The 21,497-nt window shown below is 67.0% G+C and carries 21 protein-coding genes; 8 read left to right on the top strand and 13 right to left on the bottom strand.

Annotated elements, in window-relative coordinates; genetic code table 11:
* Window positions 1-7 precede the first annotated feature (7 nt).
* The 5 genes from CFE35_RS06965 to CFE35_RS06985 all read left to right on the top strand — a co-directional run bounded on the left by CFE35_RS06965 (window position 8) and on the right by CFE35_RS06985 (window position 6,054).
* Window positions 8-2,176: a polysaccharide biosynthesis tyrosine autokinase gene (locus CFE35_RS06965; RefSeq protein WP_292929378.1), complete on the top strand. Its 2,169-nt coding sequence runs from the start codon at window positions 8-10 to the stop codon at window positions 2,174-2,176.
* A 409-nt stretch (window positions 2,177-2,585) separates the two neighbouring features.
* The gene (locus CFE35_RS06970) at window positions 2,586-3,623 is read left to right on the top strand and encodes a glycosyltransferase (protein WP_292929884.1); all 1,038 of its coding nucleotides are present in this window, start codon (window positions 2,586-2,588) and stop codon (window positions 3,621-3,623) included.
* Window positions 3,620-4,174, top strand: a complete 555-nt coding sequence (locus CFE35_RS06975; RefSeq protein WP_292929380.1) for an acyltransferase — start codon at window positions 3,620-3,622, stop codon at window positions 4,172-4,174. The genes CFE35_RS06970 and CFE35_RS06975 overlap by 4 nt, the downstream gene beginning before the upstream one ends.
* A 40-nt stretch (window positions 4,175-4,214) precedes the next feature.
* A complete protein-coding gene (locus CFE35_RS06980; protein ID WP_292929382.1) occupies window positions 4,215-5,771 on the top strand; it encodes a hypothetical protein in 1,557 nt (518 codons plus the stop codon).
* A gap of 52 nt (window positions 5,772-5,823) precedes the next feature.
* Complete coding sequence (locus CFE35_RS06985) at window positions 5,824-6,054, top strand: hypothetical protein (RefSeq protein ID WP_292929385.1); 231 nt, start codon at window positions 5,824-5,826, stop codon at window positions 6,052-6,054.
* 23 nt (window positions 6,055-6,077) lie between these two features.
* Here the strand turns inward: CFE35_RS06985 and CFE35_RS06990 are convergent, their stop codons facing one another.
* Together CFE35_RS06990 and CFE35_RS06995 are read right to left on the bottom strand one after the other, a co-directional pair.
* The gene (locus tag CFE35_RS06990; protein ID WP_292929387.1) at window positions 6,078-6,245 is read right to left on the bottom strand and encodes a hypothetical protein; all 168 of its coding nucleotides are present in this window, start codon (window positions 6,243-6,245) and stop codon (window positions 6,078-6,080) included.
* Window positions 6,246-6,345: 100 nt separating this feature from the next.
* On the bottom strand, window positions 6,346-8,250 hold the full coding sequence (locus CFE35_RS06995; RefSeq protein WP_292929389.1) for a potassium transporter Kup: 1,905 nt from the start codon (window positions 8,248-8,250) through the stop codon (window positions 6,346-6,348).
* Window positions 8,251-8,366: 116 nt separating this feature from the next.
* Between CFE35_RS06995 and CFE35_RS07000 the strand changes: the two genes are divergently transcribed.
* Both CFE35_RS07000 and CFE35_RS07005 read left to right on the top strand, forming a co-directional pair.
* Complete coding sequence (locus tag CFE35_RS07000; RefSeq protein WP_292929391.1) at window positions 8,367-9,698, top strand: DUF4118 domain-containing protein; 1,332 nt, start codon at window positions 8,367-8,369, stop codon at window positions 9,696-9,698.
* Between the two features lie 126 nt (window positions 9,699-9,824).
* Window positions 9,825-10,682: a hypothetical protein gene (locus tag CFE35_RS07005; RefSeq protein WP_292929393.1), complete on the top strand. Its 858-nt coding sequence runs from the start codon at window positions 9,825-9,827 to the stop codon at window positions 10,680-10,682.
* A 128-nt stretch (window positions 10,683-10,810) separates the two neighbouring features.
* Here the strand turns inward: CFE35_RS07005 and CFE35_RS07010 are convergent, their stop codons facing one another.
* The 5 genes from CFE35_RS07010 to CFE35_RS07030 form a co-directional block, all read right to left on the bottom strand.
* Window positions 10,811-12,139 carry an FAD-binding oxidoreductase gene (locus CFE35_RS07010; RefSeq protein ID WP_292929395.1) on the bottom strand — a complete coding sequence of 443 codons (1,329 nt, stop codon included), beginning with the start codon at window positions 12,137-12,139 and terminating at the stop codon, window positions 10,811-10,813.
* A gap of 102 nt (window positions 12,140-12,241) precedes the next feature.
* Window positions 12,242-12,808, bottom strand: a complete 567-nt coding sequence (locus CFE35_RS07015) for a twin-arginine translocation pathway signal protein (RefSeq protein WP_292929397.1) — start codon at window positions 12,806-12,808, stop codon at window positions 12,242-12,244.
* A 79-nt stretch (window positions 12,809-12,887) separates the two neighbouring features.
* Entirely contained in the window at window positions 12,888-14,360 is a 1,473-nt protein-coding gene (locus tag CFE35_RS07020) for an oligosaccharide flippase family protein (protein WP_292929399.1), read from the bottom strand.
* Window positions 14,361-14,370: 10 nt separating this feature from the next.
* Complete coding sequence (locus CFE35_RS07025) at window positions 14,371-15,459, bottom strand: glycosyltransferase family 1 protein (protein ID WP_292929401.1); 1,089 nt, start codon at window positions 15,457-15,459, stop codon at window positions 14,371-14,373.
* A 5-nt stretch (window positions 15,460-15,464) separates the two neighbouring features.
* A complete protein-coding gene (locus CFE35_RS07030) occupies window positions 15,465-16,334 on the bottom strand; it encodes a glycosyltransferase family 2 protein (RefSeq protein ID WP_292929403.1) in 870 nt (289 codons plus the stop codon).
* Window positions 16,335-16,508: 174 nt separating this feature from the next.
* Between CFE35_RS07030 and CFE35_RS07035 the strand changes: the two genes are divergently transcribed.
* On the top strand, window positions 16,509-17,906 hold the full coding sequence (locus CFE35_RS07035; RefSeq protein WP_292929405.1) for a glycosyltransferase family 1 protein: 1,398 nt from the start codon (window positions 16,509-16,511) through the stop codon (window positions 17,904-17,906).
* Here the strand turns inward: CFE35_RS07035 and CFE35_RS07040 are convergent.
* The 6 genes from CFE35_RS07040 to CFE35_RS07065 all read right to left on the bottom strand — a co-directional run bounded on the left by CFE35_RS07040 (window position 17,866) and on the right by CFE35_RS07065 (window position 21,391).
* Window positions 17,866-18,675 carry a sugar transferase gene (locus tag CFE35_RS07040; RefSeq protein ID WP_292929407.1) on the bottom strand — a complete coding sequence of 270 codons (810 nt, stop codon included), beginning with the start codon at window positions 18,673-18,675 and terminating at the stop codon, window positions 17,866-17,868. The genes CFE35_RS07035 and CFE35_RS07040 overlap by 41 nt on opposite strands.
* 141 nt (window positions 18,676-18,816) lie before the next feature.
* Entirely contained in the window at window positions 18,817-19,110 is a 294-nt protein-coding gene (locus CFE35_RS07045) for a hypothetical protein (RefSeq protein ID WP_292929409.1), read from the bottom strand.
* A 146-nt stretch (window positions 19,111-19,256) separates the two neighbouring features.
* Window positions 19,257-20,063 (bottom strand): NUDIX domain-containing protein, encoded by an 807-nt coding sequence (locus tag CFE35_RS07050; RefSeq protein ID WP_292929411.1) that lies wholly within the window; start codon window positions 20,061-20,063, stop codon window positions 19,257-19,259.
* Between the two features lie 409 nt (window positions 20,064-20,472).
* Window positions 20,473-20,796 carry a Grx4 family monothiol glutaredoxin gene (gene grxD, locus CFE35_RS07055; RefSeq protein WP_292929413.1) on the bottom strand — a complete coding sequence of 108 codons (324 nt, stop codon included), beginning with the start codon at window positions 20,794-20,796 and terminating at the stop codon, window positions 20,473-20,475.
* Between the two features lie 38 nt (window positions 20,797-20,834).
* Window positions 20,835-21,068 (bottom strand): BolA family transcriptional regulator, encoded by a 234-nt coding sequence (locus CFE35_RS07060; protein WP_292929415.1) that lies wholly within the window; start codon window positions 21,066-21,068, stop codon window positions 20,835-20,837.
* The gene (locus CFE35_RS07065; protein WP_292929417.1) at window positions 21,068-21,391 is read right to left on the bottom strand and encodes a DUF1476 domain-containing protein; all 324 of its coding nucleotides are present in this window, start codon (window positions 21,389-21,391) and stop codon (window positions 21,068-21,070) included. Before CFE35_RS07065 ends, CFE35_RS07060 begins: the two co-directional genes overlap by 1 nt.
* Window positions 21,392-21,497 lie beyond the last annotated feature (106 nt).

The raw sequence follows: 21,497 nt of genomic DNA on the forward strand, positions 1-21,497 counted from the left end.
AACCGGGGTGAACACGGCAGTCGGCCTCTATCGCAATGCCGGCGGGGTGCCAGGCATGGTCCCCGCGCCGGGCTTTGAAACAAGGGTGCCTCCCCCGGCGGCAGACCGGGTTGATCTGCGGCTGCTGTTTGCGGTGTTTCGCCGCAGGCTCGGCGTGTTCCTGGCGGTGATGCTGGCAGTGTTGGCGGCAGGGCTTACGCTGACCGCGCTGCAGACGCGCACCTATACGGCGCGGGCCGAGGTGACGCTCAACAGCCGCCAGCAGGCGGTGGCGCCGACGACCACGAGCGACGGCCCGCAGCAGGCTGCGATCCCGAGCGAGGGCTATGTCGATACGCAAGTGGCGCTGGTGACATCGCAGGCCAATCTCGGCGCGGTGGCCGACAGCCTTGGCCTGGCGCAGGAGGAGCGGTTTGCGAAGAGCCCCGCAGGTGCGCGGCAAGCAGCGCTGACGTGGCTGCAAAAGGGCGTAACCGCCAGCCGCATCAGCACGACCTATGGCATCGCGATCACCTTCGAGGATACCGATCCCGTGCGGGCGGCGCGCGTGGCCAACATGTTTGCGCAGCAATACACCGCCGGCGCGCTTGAGGCGAAGCGCAAGACCGCGCGGGCCACGACGACGACGATTGCCGAGCGGCTGGAGCAGCTGCGCCAGCAATCGCTGGCCGATACGGCGGCGGTGCAGCGCTACCGGATCGGCAACAACCTGCTGTCCACCACAATGGGTTCGCTGACCGAGCAGGAGATATCGAGCTACAACCAAGCGGTGACGACCGCGCGGGCCGAAGCGAGCGAGGACGGCGCGCGGCTGGATGCGGCGCGGCGGCAGCTGGCGCTGGGCGGCAGCGCGGGCGGCGTGGGCGAAGTGACCGCCTCGCCCGCAATCGGCTCGCTGCGCGCGCAGCAGGCGAGCGCGGCGACCGAGCTGGCCTCGCTCACCGCGCGCTATGGCCTGCGCCATCCTGACGTGCTGCGCGCCAAGGCGGCGCTCGGCGCGATCGATGCGCGGATTTCGGACGAGACGCAGCGGGTGATCTCCAGCCTAGAGGCCAAGGCGCGGGTTTCGCAGCAGCGGCTGGCTTCGCTTTCCGGATCGCTCCAGCAATCGCGCGGCACGCTGGCGCAGAACAACGCGGCGATGGTGGGCTTGCAGGATCTGGAGAAGCGGGCGGAAACATCGAACGCGCTGTATGAAAGCTACCTCAACCGGTTCAAGGAACTGACCGCGCGCGAAGGCACCGAACAGGCCGATGCCGACTTGCTGCACCCGGCGGCGGTGCCGTTGAAGCCGACGAGCCCCAATGTGATGCTCAACATGGTGCTTTCGGTGGCGCTGGGGCTGGGCCTGGGCGTGGCGGCGGCGTTTGCGGCGGAAATGACCTTCAGCGGGCTGACCACGGGCGACGATATCGAGCAGCGGCTGGGCGTGCGCTATCTCGGCTCGATCCCGACGCTGGGCTCCGTCTCGCGAGGGGGAGAAAAGGTTCCGGTGGCCGCGCTGCTGGAGGATCCACGTTCGGCCTTTGCCGAAAGCTTCCGCTCGCTGCGCGCGTCCATCGCGATGAACACGACGCAGGCGCGGATCATCGCGCTGACCTCTGCCCTGCCCGATGAAGGCAAGACGACGACGGCGATCTGCCTTGCGCGTTCGATGGCGCTGACGGGAGACCGCGTGCTGCTGATCGACGGGGACTTGCGCCGTCAGGGGGTGAGCCGGTTCCTGCGCGGCGAGGCGGGGCGGCCGGGGCTGATGGATGTGCTGTCCGGCAGTGCGCCGCTGGAGGCTGCGCTGGTGGTCGATCCCGCCACGGGGCTGAACATCCTGCCGCTGGCGCAGAGCAGCAACGAAGCGCCCGAGATGCTGACCGGCGAGGAAATGGACCGGATGTTGGCAACGGCGCGCGAGATGTTCGATGCGATCATCATCGATACCGCGCCGGTACTGCCGATTGCCGATGCGCGGCTGATGCTGCGCAAGGCGGACGCATCGGTGTTCGTGGTGCGCTGGCGCAAGACGCCGGAGGCCGCGCTGCGCTCGGCGCTCCGGCTGCTGCCCGATGACCGGGTGCAGCTGGCCGGAGTGGCGCTGAGCCGGGTCGACATGCGCAAGCAGGCGCGCTTCGGCTATGGCGACGATGCATTCTACCATTCGTACAAGCGCTACTATGCCTGAGGCAGGCAAGCCGGTGCGCCGGCCCTCCCCCCGGCGCTCGCCCAAGAGCCCGGCTCAAAGCTCGACTCGCGCTGCTCGGGATGATGCAGAGGGCGCAAGCGCGGCCGATGGGAAACGGGTTGTTGGCAGGGGCACCGCGAGCGAGGCTCCCTTCCTTCTGCAGGAAGGAGCCACAACCGAGCATTGCGGCGCAGCGCATCTGGTGAATCCAGAGAAGCCTGTTGTTCAGTCATGCGTTACTCTATCGGGAGTTACTCGGTCCGACGTCGATCTGTCCGGTGTCGCTCAGCCCGCCATCATCTGGCCGAGCGCGCTTCAGCGGGGGGTGTTTCATCCCGGGGCGGTGCTGCCGGCTGATCCGCGCGCGCGGTTTCGGCGGGTGGCGATCATTCACTACTGGCTGGTGACGATGCGCGGCGGCGAGCGGGTGCTGGAGCGGTTGCTGGAGCTGTTCCCGCAGGCCGACATCTTCACCCATGTCTATGATCCTGCGGCCATGTCTGCCGCGATCCGGGCGCGCACGGTGCGCACCAGCTTCATCCAGAAGCTGCCGGGCGCGCGGCGGCACTATCAATCCTATCTGCCGCTGATGCCGATGGCGCTCGAACAGCTCGATCTGCGCGGATATGATCTGGTGATCAGCAGCGAAAGCGGGCCGGCCAAGGGGGTGATCCCGGCGCCCGATGCCTTGCACGTGTGCTATGTCCATTCGCCGATGCGGTATTTGTGGGACCACTACCACGACTACCGCGATGAGGCGGGCTGGCTGAAGCGCGCGGTGATGCCGCTGCTGTGCCACGGCCTGCGCCAGTGGGATACGAGTTCGGCGGCACGGGTGGACCGGGTGCTCGCCAATTCGCGCTTCATCCGCGAACGCGTGGCCAAGGCCTGGCGGCGCGAGGCGGAGGTGGTGCATCCGCCGGTCGATCCCACGCTGTTCGCGCCTGCGGACGAGATCGAGCCGGGCTATCTCTGGGTTGGCCAGCTGGTGCCCTACAAGCGGGCGGATCTGGCAATCGATGCGTTCAACGCGCTGGGCCTGCCGCTGACGGTGGTGGGCGACGGGCCGCAGGCAGCGATGCTGAAGAAGCGCGCGGGGCCGAACATTCGCATGATCCCGCGGCTCGATTTTGCCGCGCTGCGCCAAGCCTATGCCCGCTGCCGCGCGCTGGTGTTCACCGCCGAGGAGGATTTCGGGATCGTGCCGGTCGAAGTCATGGCCTCGGGCCGTCCGGTCATTGCCTATGGCCGGGGCGGCGCGCTCGATAGTGTGGTGGCGGGGCGCACCGGGTTGTTCTTCGCCGAGCAGACCACCGAAGCACTGATCGACGCGGTGCAGCAGCTGGAACACTGGCTGCCGCACTTCGATCCTGCCGCCGCCATGGCGCGCGCGCGGGATTTTGCGCCCGAACGCTTCGATGCGGGCGTGCTGGCGGCGCTGGCATGAAGCTGCAACCGCTCAACCGCCTGCGCACGGCCATCACGGTGCTGCGGCTGCGGCTGCGCGGGGATCGGCCGGGGGCGCGCTTCTTCGTCCACAGCGGGCTGCCGCGCATCGAAGGGCGCGGGCGCATCACGATCGGCGAGCGCGTCAATTGGAGCTGCCACGGCGCGCGCGTGGCGATCGAGGTGGCGCAGGGCGCGCGATTTGAAATCGGCGCGCGGGCGTTTCTCAATGCCGGGGTGGAAATCATCTGCCACACCGGGGTGCAGATTGGCGCGCATTGCCGCATCGGCCCGCGCTGCGTGCTGGCTGATACCAACCATCACCCGGTACACGAGGGACAGGGCGTGCGCACTGCGCCGATCAAGCTGGGCCGCAACGTGTGGCTGGGGCGCGGCGTGATCGTGCTGCCGGGCGTGACGATTGGCGATCATGCCGTGATCGCGGCGGGATCGGTGGTATTCGGCGATGTGCCGGCGCGTGAGGTGTGGCGCGGCAATCCCGCCGCCTTCGTGAAGGCCGTGCGCGCGAGCGAAGGATTTGTGCGGCCATGAGCGCGCGTTGTGCCAGGCAGGCGGCAGGAAGGGTGCTGCCATGGAACTGACCTTCATCGGCGCGGCGCAAGTGCTGATCGGTCTGGCGCTGTTCGTGGCAGGCTCGGTCGAGGCGATGTTCGCGTTCGTGCTCTGCTCGGCGATGTTTGGCGGTTCGGCGGCGATCCTCTTGCCGCTGCTGGGCGGCTCTTCCATCCCGCCGGTGCAATTTGCGCTGATGTTTGCCGCGATGCGGCTGCTGGTACCGGGTTCGGGGCAGATGGCGGCGGTTGGCCGGGCGCTGCGCGCGAATGGCTGGCTGGTGTGTTTTGTCGTCTACGGGGTGATGATCGCGTTCATCGGGCCGCGCCTGTTTGCCGGGCAGATCGACGTGACGCCGCTGCGCGGGCGGGTGGAGGCGCGCTATGTTTCTACTTTGGCCTATATCTACTGGGTGCGGCCGCTGGTGTTCACCAACCAGAACCTCACAACCGCAGTCTACCTGATCGGCACGCTGCTGGCGGGGCTCGCCAGCTATGTCGCCTGCGGGCGAGAGCGCGGGCGCGCGATCATGGTGCGGACACTGGCGATCGTGGGCATGGCGCATGCGATTACGGGCTTTGCCTCGGTCGCGCTGAAGGGGACGCCGGCCGAAGTGGTGCTGCTGGTGTTCCGCAATGGCGCTTATGCGCAGCTCGATCATTCGTACCTCGGCTTCGTGCGGATGACGGGGGTGTTTCCTGAGGCATCGACGTTTGCCAACTATGGGCTGGTCCTGTTCGTGTTCACCTTCGAATGCTGGCTCCGGCGGATCGATCCGCGCTGGACGGGGCCGGCCGCCGCGCTGCTGGGCACCGCGCTGGCGCTGAGCACATCGAGCACGGCTTATGCCGGGCTGCCGGCCTATGGGGCGGTAATCCTGCTGCGTGCGCTGCTGTTTCCCGGCGCGCTGCCGGCAGACCGCGCGCTTTGGATCAGCGCGGCGCTGCTGCTGATGGTGGTGATGGGCAGCGCGGTGATGATCCTGCAACCCCACTTCGCCGACGCGTTCGGCGACATGATCCGCCACATGACAATCGACAAGGGCGAGTCCTTTTCCGCGATACAGCGCAAGTTCTGGGCGTGGCAGGGGATCGATGCGTTCCTGAAAAGCGGCGGCATCGGGATCGGGCCGGGCAGTTTCCGCTCGTCCAGCCTGGCCACGGCGGTGCTCGGCTGCACCGGGGTGATCGGCGCGGTGACGCTTTCGGCGCACTTGCTCGGCGCGTTTGGCCCGCTGCGGCAATCGACGTGGGCGCCCGTGGCGGATCAGGCGCTTTCGACCGCAGCGGCGTGCGGCTGGGCGATGATGATGGGCGTGGCGATGACCTCGATCTCTTCCCCCACGTGCGATCCGGGCACGGATATCGCGATGATGAGTGGCGCGGCGCTGGGGCTGCGGCGGCAGTTCCAACAGGCGGCGGCGGTGCGCATGGCCCCGGTGCCCGGCCCGCTGACGGCTCCGCCGATCCGGGAGCAGGCGGTTTCCGGGCCGTTCATGCTGGGCGGATCGGGCAAGCCGCGCGGGTTCGTGATGCCGGAACCGTTCGTGCTGGACAGTTCGCTGGAGATTGCCTGACGGCGTTTGCGGTAGCGTTGCGTTTGCGGCGGCAGACTTTATGACGGCGCGGATGCAGGAACGACAGGATAACTTCGCTTATTGCGTGCAGCTGCTGGGCGGCACGACGGCCTTTGCGCGGCGGCTCAGGATCGACGAGCGCGCGATCCGCCGCTTCATCAATGGCGAGAAGCCGATCAGCGACGGATTGATGCGCGATACGGCCAAGGCCTTGCGCGAGATTAGCGCGGAAGCGATTGCGGCGGCCGGGCTGATCGATGCAGCGATCACGCCCCACCCGTAACGCCAAAGCCATGATCGGCGGCTTCAGGTTCTGGAGCCTTCACCAGCGCTGCGCTTGAGCGCGAGAACCGCCGCATCGCGCGCTTCGGGCGGGAGGGACAGCACGTAGCGGCTGGCCTCCCGGTAGGTGAGGAACGCCTGCTCATCGAGCAGGAGCGGCACTGTGCGGCCATTGCAGATCCTGCGCAGCAAGCGCCGATGCGCCCGGCCCAGCGCCTGATCGGGATCGTCGGTAATGGCGCTTTCCTCGTTTTCGTGACCAGCGGGGCTGCATCATTATGCGGGGGCGGCGCTAGATGCGCAACTGGCTGCCGAGTTCGACCACGCGGCCCGTTGGCAGCTTGAAGAAGTCCATCGCGCTTTCGGAAACCTTCAGCATCCACGCGAAAAGCCGTTCGCGCCACAGCGCCATGCCGGGGACGGCGCAGGAAGCGATGAGTTTTTGCCGGCTGAGGAAATAGCTGGTGTGGAGCGGCTCGAACGAGGTGCCGGTTTCAGCGGCTGCGAGATCGCGCGGGATATCGGGATCTTCCATGAAGCCATAGTGCAGGATCGCGCGGTAGAAGCCGTGCCCTTCGGCGTGGATCGTGGCGCGCGCGGCGGGATCGACCTGCGGCACATCCTCCACTTGCACGGTGAGCAGCACGATGCGTTCGTGGAGCACCTGATTGTGCTTGAGATTGTGGAGCAGCGCGGCGGGCAAGACCTCCGGCGAGGCGGAGAGGAACACCGCGGTGCCGCGCACGCGGTGGACGGTGGCGGCGGTCGATTTGATGAACACCGCGAGCGGGAGGCTGTCTGCCAGCAGTCCCTCGCGCATCAGGCGGCGGCCGGTCGACCAGGTGGTGAGCAGGGTGAAGATCACGAGCCCGACGAGGAGCGGGAACCACGCGCCTTCAAACAGCTTGGCAAGGCCAGAGGCGAGCAGGGCTGCATCAATGGTGACAAAGGTGACGAAGCCAAGCACGCCGCGCCACTTCGGCCCGCGCCAGATGCGGAAGACGACGACATATTGCATGAAGGTGGTGATCAGCATGGTGCCGACGACGGCGAGGCCATAGGCCGGGAGCATCGCGGCAGACGCCCGGAAGCCGATGACGAGCACCGCGACCATGACCGCCAGCGCCCAGTTGATCGCGGGAATATAGATCTGCCCGCGCGCGTGCGAGGAAGTGTGGAGGATGCGCAGACGCGGCAGAAAGCCGAGCTGGATCGCCTGCTGGGTGACCGAAAACGCACCGGAGATGACCGCCTGGCTGGCAATGATCGTGGCGAGCGTGGCGATGATCAGCAGCGGGATGACGAGGTTGGCCGGGACCATGTGAAAGAACGGGTTGTCGATATATTCGGGGTGCGCCAGCAGCATGGCGGCCTGCCCCATATAGTTGAGCATCAGCGCCGGGACGCAGATCGTGAGCCAGGCGGTGGTGATCGGCCCGCGCCCGAAATGGCCCATATCGGCGTAGAGGGCCTCGGTACCGGTGATCGCATAGACGATGGCGCCGAGCGAGAGGAACGAGAACAGCGGATGGGCGGCAAAGTAGGTCCACATGTACAGCGGATTGAGCGCGGCGAGGACGGCGGGGTTTTGCGCGATGTGATAGAGGCCCATCGCGGCGATCACGGCAAAATAGACGAGCATGACGGGGCCGAACAGGCGGCCGACTTTGTCAGTGCCGCGGCTCTGGATGGCGAACAGGCCGGTGAGGATGGCGAGCGCGATCCAGACGATCCACGGCTTGAACGCGGAGCTGACCACGCCCAGCCCTTCAACCGCCGAGATGACCGAGATGGCGGGGGTGAGCATGGCATCGGCGAAGAACAGCGCCGTGGCGAAGAGCGCGCAGACCAGCAGCCAGCGCTTCGGTGCCCTTTCGCCGAGTTCGCGGTGGATCAGCGCATAGAGCGCGAGGCTGCCCCCTTCCCCCCGATTGTCGCAGCGCATGACGATGAAGACGTACTTGATCGTGACGACGAACACGAAGAGCCAGAAGATCAGGCTGACGATGCCATAGAGATCGGTGACCGTGGCGGCGAGGCGGTAGCGCGGATCGAGCGTGGCTTGCAGCGCATAGAGCGGGCTGGTGCCGATATCGCCGAAGACCACGCCGAGCGCGCCGAGGGTGAGCGCGGCGCGGCTGGAGCTGTGAGACGGGACGGATGAAGCCGAGGGAACGGCCGGTGCGGGCTGTGTCATGCCGCGCGAGGTGCGCCTGAGGGGCATTAAGTTTCCATGTGGATTGCGCCGCGCGGCTTAAGGGAGCGCGGGACATTGCGGGCGGCGGGGGTTAGAATGGTGCGATGAGCCTGAGCGTGCCCCCGACCCTTTTCGCGCCGCCGCGCAGCACTTGGCAGGGCCTTGGGGCGGTGCTGGCAATGTTTGCGCTGGCGACGGCGGCGGGGCTGGCGATGGCCGCGCGCTGGGACGGGTTTCCGGTGGTGCTGCTCTATCTGCCGCCGGTGCTGGCCGCAGCGGCGTTTGCCGGGCGCTGGCAGGCCTTGCTCGCGGCGGTGGCGGCGACGCTGGCGTACAATTTCTTCTTCACCGAGCCGACCTACACGCTGCTGATCCACAACCCCGGCGATGCGGTGACAGTGGCGATGCTGCTGCTGGTGGGGCTGGTGACGAGCCATCTGGTGACATCGCTGCGCGCGCAGGGTGAGCTGGCCGCGTTTCATGCCAGCCGCAATGCCACGATTGCCGGGTTTGCGCGGCGGCTGCTTTCCTGCACCGACGAAGCGGCAATTGCCGAGGTGGCGGCGGGCGAGCTGGCGCGGATCTTTGCGTGCCATGTCTGCGTGGTGGGCGCAGGGGCAGAGCCGCGCCTGATTGCGGGCACGGCGGGGGTGGACCGGCTGACACCCGCAGACCTTGGCGTGGCGGGGCAGGCGCTGGCCGCCGCAGCGCCGGCGGGGCGGCACATTTCGGGCGGGAGCCTGACCGACTGGCAGTTTCACCCGGTCTGCGCGGCGGCGGGCGCGCTGGCGGCGGCGGGGCTGGCGCGCGCGGACGGAGCGCCGCCGGTGGACGGGGACGGCCTTTCGCTGCTGGGCAATCTGCTCGATCAAGTGGCGCTAGCGCTGGAACGGGCGCGGCTGGAAAGCGCGGGGCGCGAGAATATCGTGCTGCGCGAACGGGATGCCTTGCGCGCCGCCCTGCTCGGCTCGATCGGGAACGATATCCGGCCCCGGCTCCACGCCATTGGCGCAGGCGTGCGCACTTTGCAGCGCGGCGGGGGCGGCGATCCGGCGGTGCTGCAAACGATGGCCGGGGAAACCGCGCGGCTGACCGGCTTCATCGACAATCTGGCCGATCTCGATCTGGCGCAGGAGCAGGAGCCGCTGGTGTTCGGCGATGTGGCCATCGATCTCTACCGGCGGACAGTGACGCGGCGCGGCGCGGCGGTGCATCTGACGCCCAAGGAATTTGCCGTTCTGGCCGAGCTTGCCCGCAATGCCGGACGCGTGCTGACCCACCGATACTTGCTGCGCGCGGTGTGGGGCCCGGCGCATGAGGAAAATGTCGATTACTTGCGCGTGGCGATCAGCGCGCTGCGGCGCAAGCTGGATGACGGCGCGGGCGCGGCGGACCTGATCGCCAATGAACCGGCGGTGGGCTATCGGCTGCGGACGGGGGGGCTTTAGGGGGCGGTGCGCAAATGGCCGGATACATCAGCGGCTTTTGGGAATGGCTGAGATTGGTGGATTGCGGAACGGCGGCATTTTCGTTGACCGGTTGCGAAAGAAGTCGTTGACCGAAAAACGCCGAGGGTGAACTATCCCACCATGAAGCATGCTTTCGTCACCGCGGCAGTGATTGGCCTCGGTCTCTCAAGTGCAAGTGGCTCAACGGCGCCGCCCACATCCCCTTCCTCGATCACGGTCGGTGAAATTCGATCGCTCGAAGCTCAAAAACTCGCTGAGCAGCTTGTTGGTAAGCGACTTGCAGCCCGAGTAATAGAAGCAACCAAAGAGGAATACGACTCGCAAAGCGGTCTTCCGAAAAAGGTTGTATTCTACACCCGTCCCGAACTTGCCTATCCGCGCATCAATCGTATCTGCCAGATCGATGTTATAACCATCGAGTTTAACTGGTTCGATCATGAACAAGTGAACGCATCAACGCCTTTGGAAATAAGTCACATTGAGGCCGCCAGCCGTTTCAAGGCGTTCGAAATGCCGAATGGCGAGCCGGGATCGCCGGAGAACAAGCGCGCACAAATGGCTGCTTGTGCCAATTTCGCTACAGCTATTGACGCGTTTCGAGCGCCAAACGCGGGCGATGCGCAGTGGCTTACGGAGATTGAAGAAGAGTATTTGAAAGCGCCGAGACAAAAGCCGCTTCCTTTCGAGTGCGATGATTATGCAGACAGGACCTGCAAACAGGCCGCGAAAGCGCTGGCCAAACTTGCGCTCAAACTAGCGACGGAGGTGAAGGAGATAGACTGTCCGAGAGGTGGAAAGAAAAAATGGTATCAACGCTGCTTCCGCCTCACATTCCCTTACGCGAGCAGCGATCAGCCAGAGTGGATCATGTCCGTCGCAGCCTTCATTCGTGATGGGAGCGCTCCGGTGGAGATCGGAAATTTGAAGCTGGAGCATCAGCGCAAACCATACGCGGTTTTCTAACGTCCGCTTCCGGAACAGTCGGATACCCTATCATTCGTCGCCTTTTGGGCGCTTTCGGACACCTCACCCAGAGTGCCGCATGATTGTGGCAATCATAGGCATGACCGCTCCTGCGAGGCCCAGCCAGCCTACCCCCCGCGTTCGAGATCGGTGTCCACGCGGTTGTCGATCCGGTCGAGCGCAGAGGTGATGCCCTTGATCACCAGCCAGCGCAGCGGTTCGGGCGGGAGCGGGAACAGGCGGCGGCGGAACAGATCGACTTCGGCATTGGGGCGGCCCAGCACCTGATCGGCAAGCATTGGCCCGGCATAAGTGCCTTGCGCGATGCCGTGGCCATTATATCCGATGCCGTGGAACACGGTGCCGCGGGCATTGGCCTGATGGATCGGCAGGAAATCGAGCGTGAGGCCGATCCAGCCGCCCCAGAACGATTCGATGGAAACATCGGGCAATTCGGGAAAGCGGCGCGCAAACAGCGCGCGCCACTGGGCAAAGACTTCGGGCAGATGGCCGGTGGTGAGTGTGCTGCCATAGCCATATTGCACCCATTTGGAGCCGCCCGAGATGCGGCCATCGGCCTGCGGGCGGTAGTTCTCCATGGCTTCGTGCGCGGTGTAGAGCGCCTCGCGCCCTTCCCAGCCGATGCGATGCCACTGCTGCGCGGTGAGCGGGGCGGTGCGGAACAGGGTGACGCGCACGGGGAAGACCTTGCTTTTCATCCGGCCCAGCGTGGCAGGCGTGTAGGCATTGGTGGCGATGACGAGCTTTTCGGCGGTGACGCTGCCCCCGGCGGTGCGCACGACGATGGGCGAGGCGGCGTCTTCGATCCGGGTGACGGCGCTATCTTCAAAGATGCGCACCCCGGCATCGAGCACGGCCTGGCGCAGGGCGAGGACATATTTGCCGGGATGGAGGTGGCCGCCCGATTGCTCGATCACGCCGAAACGGACGTGGGAGGGGAGATTGCGGCGACGCACTTCGGCTTCATCGAGGAAGGCGACGCCGACACCGAGCTTCGCGGCAAGATCAGCGCCATCGGCCAGCGGTTTGCGGTGGCGGGGGTGGAGACCAGTGATCACATTGCCGGTCGGCACATATTCGCAGTCCACGCCGAGCTTGGCGATCATCGCCTCGGTGTAATGCACGGCCCTGTCTGCAAAGCGGGCGTATTCCACCGCGCGGCTCTTGCCGGCGGTTTTGACGAGATAGGGGAAATCCTTGCCGATGGTGGGCGTGAGATGCCCGGCGTTGCGCCCGCTGGCGCCGGATCCGCAATGATCGCGTTCGATCAGCGCGACATCGACGCCTTCCTCACGCAGGCGCAGCGCGGTGCTGAGCCCGGTGAAGCCGCCGCCGATGATGACCACATCGGCCTTGACCGCCCCGGCGAGCGCAGGCTGGCGCTGCACGCCCCCTGCGATCCAGGGGCTGGTTTCAAAGAATTCCGGCGGTGCCATGTGTGCTCTCCCCCTGCCTATCCGCGCAATATCGGGATATTTATCGGAAAAAAGCCGCATTGCGCTGCGGGAGTCAAGTCATGACTGCCGTTTATATGATATTTATCCGGTTTTTGTCAGGGCGTCCCAAGTCGCCCAATCAATGCTGCGGCCGGGCCATGCCACCTTCCTGAACGGCCATTTGGCGGCGATCCACTGGCGCGCCCAGATTTCCAGCGCGGCATCGAAACCGGCATCGTATTCGGCCTTGGTGACCCAGATGCGCACGACGGCATCGTAGCCCGGCACCGGGCTGGGCGAGACATAGAGGCAGCCGCGTTCGCGCAGGCCATCGGGCGTGAGGACCGAATAAGCGAAGCTTTTCCGCGCGGCGAAGCGTGCGGCTTCGGTCTGCATATCGAGCATGGCGTCCGCGTCCGTAATCCCGGCGCGCGGCCAGTCCGGGCTGCGGGTGAAGGTTTGCTGGAGGTGTTCGACCGAGGACATGTAGGCATCGAAATCGATCTTCACGAGATCGGGGCCGAGCGGCTTCAGCCGGAAGCCGGGGCCTTCGGCGCTGGTGGGGACTTCGAAGCCGGGCGCGACGAGCGCCGGGGCGGGCGGCTGGGCCAAGACTGCGTTAGGCACGGCGGCGAGGAACAAGGCTGCGGCAAGCGTGATGCGCTGCATCGGTAAGGCCCCTTCATGTTGCACCTGCGAAGGTTCCATGCCTGCGCGCCGGGGGCAAGCGGCAATTGGGGCTGCGGGTTCACACGGGGCTTGGCGCTTCGCCGAGCAGCGCGGCGGCGCGGCGCAGCGCCGGGGCGACGAGCCATGCGGCAAGGAGCCAGCCGCCCGCCGCGCAGGCCAGCGGCACCGCCAGCGCGAGCAGCGCCGGAGCGCTGGCGGCAAGCCGGTCTGCGCCCAGCGCTGCGCCGAACGTGGCGGCCAAGGGCAGGAGGACAAGGCGCGCGGCTTCGGCCAGCGCGCCGTGTTCATCCCGGTGGAGCGCGATGCGCGCCAGTGCGGCGGCGGCCAGCACGGCGACCAGCGTGGCGGCAAGCGCCGCCCCCATCGCGCCGAACGGGGCGGCGCAGAGCGTGAGGCCTGCCGTGGCCAGCGCGGCCACCGTCTGCACCGCGAGGACGCGGCCCTGCCGGGCTGCCACGATGAGCGCGGCGGAGGCGACCGCGGAAACCAGCGCGGCCATGCGCGCCAGGCAGAACACCGCCACCACCGGCCCGGCGGCAGCCCACGCGGGGCCGAGCACAAGCGGTACGAGCCGATCCGCAAACAGCGCCAGCACCGCGAGCGCGGGCCAGCCGAGGACCGCGAACAGGCCAGTGAGGCGCAGCCATGCGCCCTGTGCTTGCGCGTCTTGATCCTGCCTTGCCCCGCGCGCGCGATGTGCGGCGAGCGTGGTGAGCGCGAGCATACCGGCGGGCTGGACAAACATGTCTGCCAGCGCCGTGACCATGCGGTTGCTGGCGCGGTAGAGCCCGGCGGCGGCGGGGGAGAGCACCACACCGAGCACGAGATCGCCGCTGTAGTTCGCGAGGAAGCCAACGAAGACCGAGCCATAACGGCTGAGCGACCAGTGCAGCACCGCGCGCACTTCACCGCGCGCCGGACGGGCGAAGGCATGGCGCGGCCCGAGCCCGCCGAGCGCGAGGATGAGCAGCACGGCGCGGACGTAGATCTGCGCGACCAGCGCCCAGAGGCCCCAGCCCGCCAGCAACAGCGCGATGGCACCCAGCGCCGCGCCGAGCTCTGCAACGACGGTGATCGCATAATAGCGCCGCACCGCGCCGCTGCGCAGCATGGCGGATTCGGCGAAGGCGGAGAGCGCGGCGAGCAGCACCGACGGCGCGAGCATGAGGATCACGCTGGCCACCCCGCTGCCTTGAAACAGCAGCGGCGCGGCGAGGCCGAGCGCGGCGAGCAGGAGCGTCCACCCGGCAGCGACGGCGATGGTGGCGAGGAGGCAGGCGGTGACGACTTGCGGTCCCTGTGCCTCTGGTGCCTTGAGCAGATATTCGAAGGGGCCAGTATAAAGCATGGTGCGCGCCAGCATGATCAACGCGCCGGCAATCGCAAAGACGCCGAAATCGGCCGGGCCAAGATGGCGCGTGGCCACCAGCGTGACCGCAACCATCGCGAACTGGCCGCTGACGCGCGCCGCCATGGCGATGAGCGCAGTGCCGCTACCGGCGCGCGCGAAGCGCAGCAGGCGGGCCTTCATGCCCTGCGCCTCATGCCTGCTGGGCCAGTTGGCGCAGGGCGGCGAGCAGATTGCGGCCCGCGCTGGCCCACGTGTAGCGCGCGGCGTGGCTGCGTCCCGCAGCGATGAGGGCTTCACGCGGGAGACTGGCGAGCGCGGCCTGCCACGCAGCGGGATCATCGGGATCGGCATAAAGCGCGGCATCGCCGCAGACTTCGGGCACCGCGCCGCAAGGGGCGGCGACGACCGGGCAGCCGCAGAGCATCGCTTCGACCGGGGGGAGGCCGAAGCCTTCGGTGCGCGAGGGAAACAGCAACGCCTCCGCCCCTTCATAGAGCGCGCGCAGGGCCGCATCATCGCAGGGGCCAGCAAACACCGCATCTGCTGGCGGCGCGAGGCCTGCAGCTTCGAGGGCTGCGCGCGGGGGACCAACGATCACGAGGCGCAGGGGGCCCAGCGCGCCCTGCGCGAAGGCGGCGAAGACGACGGCGTTGTTCTTGTAGGCCTTGGGGCTGCCGAACATCAGCGCATAGCTGCGCGGAGTGAGACCGAGGCGGGCGAGCGCGCCGGGGTCCGGGGCCACTTCGAGGATATGATCGGCGCCGTTGTGAAGCACTTCGGCCCGCGCCCTGCCCGTGACGCCGCCAGACTCAAGCTCACCCGCCGAGAAGGCGGAGACGGTGAGCACCCGCGCGCTGGAGCGGGCCATCAGCGGCGTGAGCAGCCGATAGCCCATGCGCTGACGCCAGGGATAGGAGCTATCGGCGCGGAGAAACTGCGCATCGTGCAGCAGGGTGAGCTTGGGCCGGTGCGCGAGCGGCGCGAGATTGGCGAGATTGACGAGCAGACCGCCCGCGGCGAGCCGGGGCAAGCGCAGTTGTTCCCATGACTGGCTGGCGGGGCGATCATCCTCGATCAGCTGGATGGCGGACAGCGGCAGGCCACCCGCGCAGCCTTTGGGCACGATCAGCGCGCATGATAGATGGCCCTGGGCGGGATCATCGGGCGCGGGCGCGGCGGCGAGCAATGCATCCACTTCGGCAATGAGCCGCGCGGCGACGCGGTGGACACCGTTCAGCCCCCCGGCGCGGAATTTTCCATTGAAGATGACGCGGCGCATGGGCCTTACATGCGTTCGATCTTGCGCGGATCGATCCGCCCGAGCGCGAGATCGGTGAGCGCCAGCACGTTTCCAGCGAGGCGACCCGCGCGATCGATATGCGGTTCGGGAAACGGGGCGCGCAGCAGGTTGGCCGCGAGATTCTGCCAGAACAGACGCTGGGCGAGCCACTTCGGGATCGTGCCCTTGCGCAGCAGATAGACGAGGTTGGCAACCTGCGAATACCCCAGCCGCCGCCCCGATGTGCGCCCGCCGCGCACGCCGAGGTGGACGCCGGTGACCCGGCCGCTGGAGATCAGCCGCCCGCGCCGGGCGAGGCGCATGGTGAGATCGATATCCTCTTGCCAGCCATAAAGCGGCAACGCTTCATCAAAGCGCAGTCCTTCCATGTGCGCCATGCGCAGCGCCATGTTGCAGCCATAGAGCGCCTCGCGCGGGATGACGGCCGGATCGAGCGAAGCGGCCTGCTGAGCAATGAGATCGAGCGCCTGCGCCGCCGTGAAGCCGCCAAGGCGGACGCCATCGGCAACGAGATTGCCGGTGATCCCGGCGATCCCCGGATCGGCCATGAACAGCGCTTCTATCGCGGCCAGATAATCGGGGGCCATGACGAAATCATCATCGAGGAACAGCACCACATCGGCGCGGCCTTCGAGCAGATCGAGCGCGTGATTGCGCTGGCGGCACGAGCCCTTTGCCGAGAGCGCAAGTTCGGGGGCGAGGCTGCTTTGCGTGACACTGCCGAAATCTTCCTGCGAGGGAGCGACGATGAGCACGCCATCGGGCCGCCGCGTTTGCCGGGCGATAAGATCCACTGTTTCGCGCAGGAGCGCGGGCCGGCCGACAGTGGCGATAGCGATATGGATGCGCAACATGGACCGGCTGCTCCTGAACCCGGCTACTTTCAGGAAGTAGCGCAGCCGGTTTAACCGTGCGGCGCGGCTGCGCCCACCAAGGTTGGCTCCGAACCCGAGCCGTTAGCGCGCGCCGGGAAGCGGCGCTCGGTGGTAGGGATTGGCCATGCCAACAAGACACAGCCGGGTGCGCGCATGATCCAGCCTCTTTCCCGCCCGCCCTTCGCCCATGTGCCCCACTCCCAGCTGGCGGACCCGCACGGGCCCAGAGCCGATCGCCCAAGCACCGACCATCCGGAAGTCGTCATCAATGGCCGTTTCCTGATGCAACCCGTTACCGGCGTGCAGCGGGTTGCGCGCGAACTGACCCGGGCGATCGACCGGCTGGTGGCCGATGAAGGCCTGCCGGTGCGGCTGCGGCTGGTGTGCGAACCGGACGCAGAGCTTGACGATCTGGTGCTGCGCGCGGCGCACGTAGAGCGTGCCGGGAGCGCGCTGAGCGCAAAGCTGGGCTGGCGGATCGGCGGCCATGCGTGGGAGCAGCTGGTGCTGCCGGGGCGCGTGCGCGGCGGCCATCTGCTGTGCCTTGGCAACACCGCGCCGCTGGCCGCGCTGCATCGGCGCGGGGGGGCACACGCGGCCAAGCAGGGCGGCGTGACGGTGATGATCCACGACTTGTCGTACCGCCAGTATCCGGGCGCTTACCGGCTGCACTACCGGCTGGGGCACCGCTTCATGCTGCCTTCGCTACTGCAGCGCGCGCAGACGATACTGACCGTTTCGGAGCGGGAAAAGGCCATGCTGGCGGCGCTGCGACCCGGCGCGCGCGCGCGCATCCGCGTGGCGCAGAACGGCGGCTGGGGCGGCCTCCCGCATGACAGCGAAACGGCAGAATGCAGCGCGGCGGCCACTGTCCTGCCTGCTGGAATGGCGCCTGGCTACATGCTCTATGTCGGCTCGCTTTCGCAGCGCAAGAACATCCACGGCGTGGTGGCGGTGGCGGTGCGGCTGGCGCGCGAGGATGGGTGCGCGACGCTGATCGTGGGCGGCGGTAGCGACATCCTTTCGCCGATAGCCGCCGAAGTGCCCGCCGATGTGGCGCATCTGGTGCGCTTTATCGGCCCGGTGACCGAGCTTGATGCCCTGGGGCAGCTTTACCGCGATGCGGGATGCCTGCTGTTTCCATCCTTTTACGAGGCGAGCCCGTTGCCGCCGATCGAGGCGATGCATTTCGGATGTCCGGTCGTGGTCTCTGCCATTCCGGCGATGACCGAGCGCTGCGGGACGGCGGCAGTCTACTGCAATCCCCACGACGTGGACGACATGGTCGCCGCCGTGCGGCGCGTACTGGCGGATCCGGAGCTGTTTGCCGCGCGGGGCCGGCTCCACGCCGCGCACTGGACATGGCGCGATTCCGCGGTGTGCGTGCTGGACACGATCCTTGGCGGCGGGCTGGTACCGGGCGGATTGGATCAAGCCTGCCGGAGCGCGCAGGCTCCGGCAGGCGAGGATTCAGGGCTGCTGGTGCAAGCGCCCGCGGGGCAGGAGCCGCTTAGCAGGCACCATGCCCGCGCATCACTGACGGCACAGTGAGCAGCAGGATCGCGAGATTGAGCGGCAGCGAGCGGGAGCGCGCATAGGTCAGATCGAAGGCCACGCGGCGGCGGTAGCTCGTCTGGTCCTCACGCTTGATCTGCCACAGGCCGGTGATGCCGGGCTTGAGGCTGCAATAGACCGGGAAGAAGCGGCCATAGCGCACCGCCTCTGCCGCGACGATCGGGCGCGGTCCGACAAGGCTCATCTCCCCGCGCAGCACGTTGACGAGCTGCGGCAGTTCATCAAGGCAGCTGCGGCGCAGGAAGCGGCCGAACGGCGTAATGCGCGGATCAGCGCGCAGCTTGTGCGTTTCGGCCCATTCGGCGCGGGCAGCGGAATCGGCTTCGAGCAGCCGCGCCAGTCGTACATCGGCGTCCACGGTCATCGAGCGGAACTTGAGGCAGCGGAACGTGCGCCCTCCCTGCCCCACCCGCACATGCGCAAACAGCAGCGGGCCGGGATCGAACAGCTTGATCGCCAGCGCGACCATCAGCAGGATCGGTAAAAGCAGCAGGAGAGCGGCGCTGGCACCGATCACATCGAGCGCGCGGATCGCCTGTGCCTGATGCGTGGCGGGAACCGGGCGGCGCGGCGGCAACCGCAGTTTCTGCTCCAGCGGGACGGCGGTGAGCACACGCGTCGACTGACCGATATTCGGTGCCGCGCTGGGTGCCGAAAGGGGAATGGCCCGCGCGGCCAGCGCGTGATCGGAAGCGACAAGTTCGGGCGTCCAGGGTTCGGTCTGAACCGGCATGAGGCTGTTCACTGCTCAGGTCTCCATACGAGGCCCGCACGCCGGAAGAGGCGGCAGTGACGTCATGATGCAGTGCAGCGCGGTGCCGGTCAGGCGATGATGCCCCCGGGACGGTTGGATTAGAGGACCGGGCAGCGCTTGACGCGCCGCGCTTCAGGCGAGGCGGCTGGCGCCCCACAGAATCGCCGCCCACAGCAGGACCGAGCTGGCGAGCGGGAAGGCGAGGCGGAACCAGCCGGGGTAGCCCGGTTCGGGTGCAAGGTCTGGTGGCAGGGTCAGCTGCGCGAGTTCCGCCTGCAGCTGGTGGACAGGCGAAGGCGCTGGAATCGCCAGTTCATCGGCAAGTCGGGCCTGCGGGAGGCGGGCGGCCGGCGCGGGCGCAGCCTGCGGCGACGTTGCGGAAACGGCGGAAACGGCGCTTTCGGGGTGCGGCTGGGCAGCGGACATCGGGAACCTCCGCGCACCAGATTAGGCCAGCGCGGTGAAGCGACATTTGCGCGAATCTACGGGATTTTACTTATAAAAAGGCAACTTAGCGAAAAATTTGCCGCACTGCACAATCTCCTCCATCTCGGAGCAGTCTTTGTTCGGCCTCAGGCGCGGTCGGCCTGGCTCACGAGTTCGCCGTGAACCGGGTAGCCCGCATCGGAGGCGATCACCAGCCAGCGCTCCCCATCGCGCAGTTCGATCCGCGGGGTGACGGTGACGATCGGCGTGGCCAGCGCATGATCGCGCGCGCCGGCAAAATCGCCAAATTGTGCCAGTCGTTCAAGGTTTCGCCGGGTGGGGAAGATGATGCGGATCGCCTGTTCATCGGCAAGGCGCAAGGCTTCGGCAGCGCTGGCCCAGAACAAGTGGCGATTCTCGGTGGCATCGGCCGTGACTTCGACCGCGCCGGTGCCAAGGTTTGCAAGATAGAACCGGGTATCGAACACGCGCATGTTGCGGTGGCGCGGCCACCACCGTGCAAACGGCACCAGTGCATCGAAATCGAGTTCCCACGAAAAAGCATCGAGCACATCGGCGAGGCGGCCGGTTTCGAGCACGAGACGGCGCGCATCGGCGGCGCGGGCTGCATCGATCGTGCCGGTAAGGCCGACAGCAAGGCCGGTTTCCTCCAGCGTCTCGCGCACGGCGGTGATCCGCCCGGCGGCATCGGCCAGATCGTGCTGGCGGCCAGTGCGGGCCATCCAGGCTTCGGCCAGTTCGAGATCGGCGGGATCGACCTTGCCGCCGGGAAACACGGTGGCCCCGCCCGCGAAGCTCATCGTGCCGGACCGCTCCACCATGAGGATCTGGGCAGGCCCGCCAGCGGCATCGTGGCGGAACACCACCAGCGTGGCAGCGGGAGTGGCGGGGGCAGCGTCTGCGTGTTCGCCCATGTCATCAAGATCTTCCATGCCGGCGATCATGCTACAGGCGGCAGGGACTTGCCAAGCTTTGCGACACAGCTTTGCCGGACATCTATCGAAAGTAGGAGGGACCGTGTCGGCAAACTTTACACACGGCCGAGGGGACCATGCTGAAAACCAGCCCCGGCTGCCGATCTTTTGGGCCGTTCAGAGATTTGGCACGGCCCATGCATAGTCTGATTTATCCTGAGAGTATCTTCCCAGAGGCGGAACCGATCCCCCCGGTCTCCCGGTTCCGCCTCTCACAGGCCCCACCGTCTGATTTCCCCCGCGCGCGGCTCCCCCCCCCCCCCGCGCGCGGGGCCAGGCCTCCCCTCCCCCCACAGGTGATGCACACAGCAAAACGCGGCCCTGCCGGAAGCAGCGCCGCGTTAATGCGTTCAGCGATGAGGCTGGATCAGGCGGTAGCGACTTGCGCGTCAACCATGAGCTGCTGCAGTTCGCCCGCTTCGTACATTTCCATCATGATGTCCGAACCGCCGACGAATTCGCCCTTCACATAGAGCTGCGGGATCGTCGGCCAATCCGAGAAAGCCTTGATGCCTTGGCGGATTTCCATGTCCTGCAGCACATCGACCGAGGCATAAGCGACCCCGAGGTGATCGAGGATGGCGATGGCCTTACTCGAAAACCCGCATTGCGGGAACAGCGGCGTGCCCTTCATGAACAGGACGACGTCGTTGGTGCCGACGATTTCAGCGATGCGTTCGTTGCTGGACATGGAGCTCTTCCGGTTCTTTCGTGGCTGTTGCGTGGAGTTCAGGTGGGTACGCCGGTGGTCACTTGCAAGGCATGCAGCACGCCGCCCATGCGCTCACCCAAAGCGCCATAGACCGCCTTGTGCCGCGCGACGCGGCTGAGGCCTGCGAACGAGGCGGCAACGACATGCGCGGCATAGTGATCGCCGTCTCCGGCAAGATCGGTGATGGTGACTTCGGCATCGGGGATCGCGGCGCGGATCAGGGCCTCGATCTCCGCCGCAGGCATCGCCATCAGGCGTCGCCCACGATCTGGCGGCGCGCTTCGACGGCGTGTTCGGCCAGCGCGGCGCGGATTTCCGCTTCGTCGATCTCGACCTTGGCCGAAGTCAGATCGCCCAGCAGCTTGCGCACGACATCCTCGTCGCCTGCTTCCTCGAACTCGGCCTGCACCACCGAGCGGGCATAGGCTTCGGTTTCAGCCGCATCGAGGCCCATGCGCGCCGCAGCCCAATGGCCGAGCAGCTTGTTGCGGCGGGCCTGGATGCGGAACAGGGTGTCTTCATCGTGCGCGAACTTGGCTTCTTCGGCGCGCTCGCGGTCCTGGAACGAGGTCATGTCGGGTCTTTCCTACGGGTGGTGCCCGCGTGTGCGGCGGGCTGCTTCACGCTTGGGGATAGTGGCCAGCGCGCAGGGCTGCAAGGGCGCGCGGTGCAAAATCAGC

This window comes from Novosphingobium sp. PASSN1, assembly GCF_002278815.1.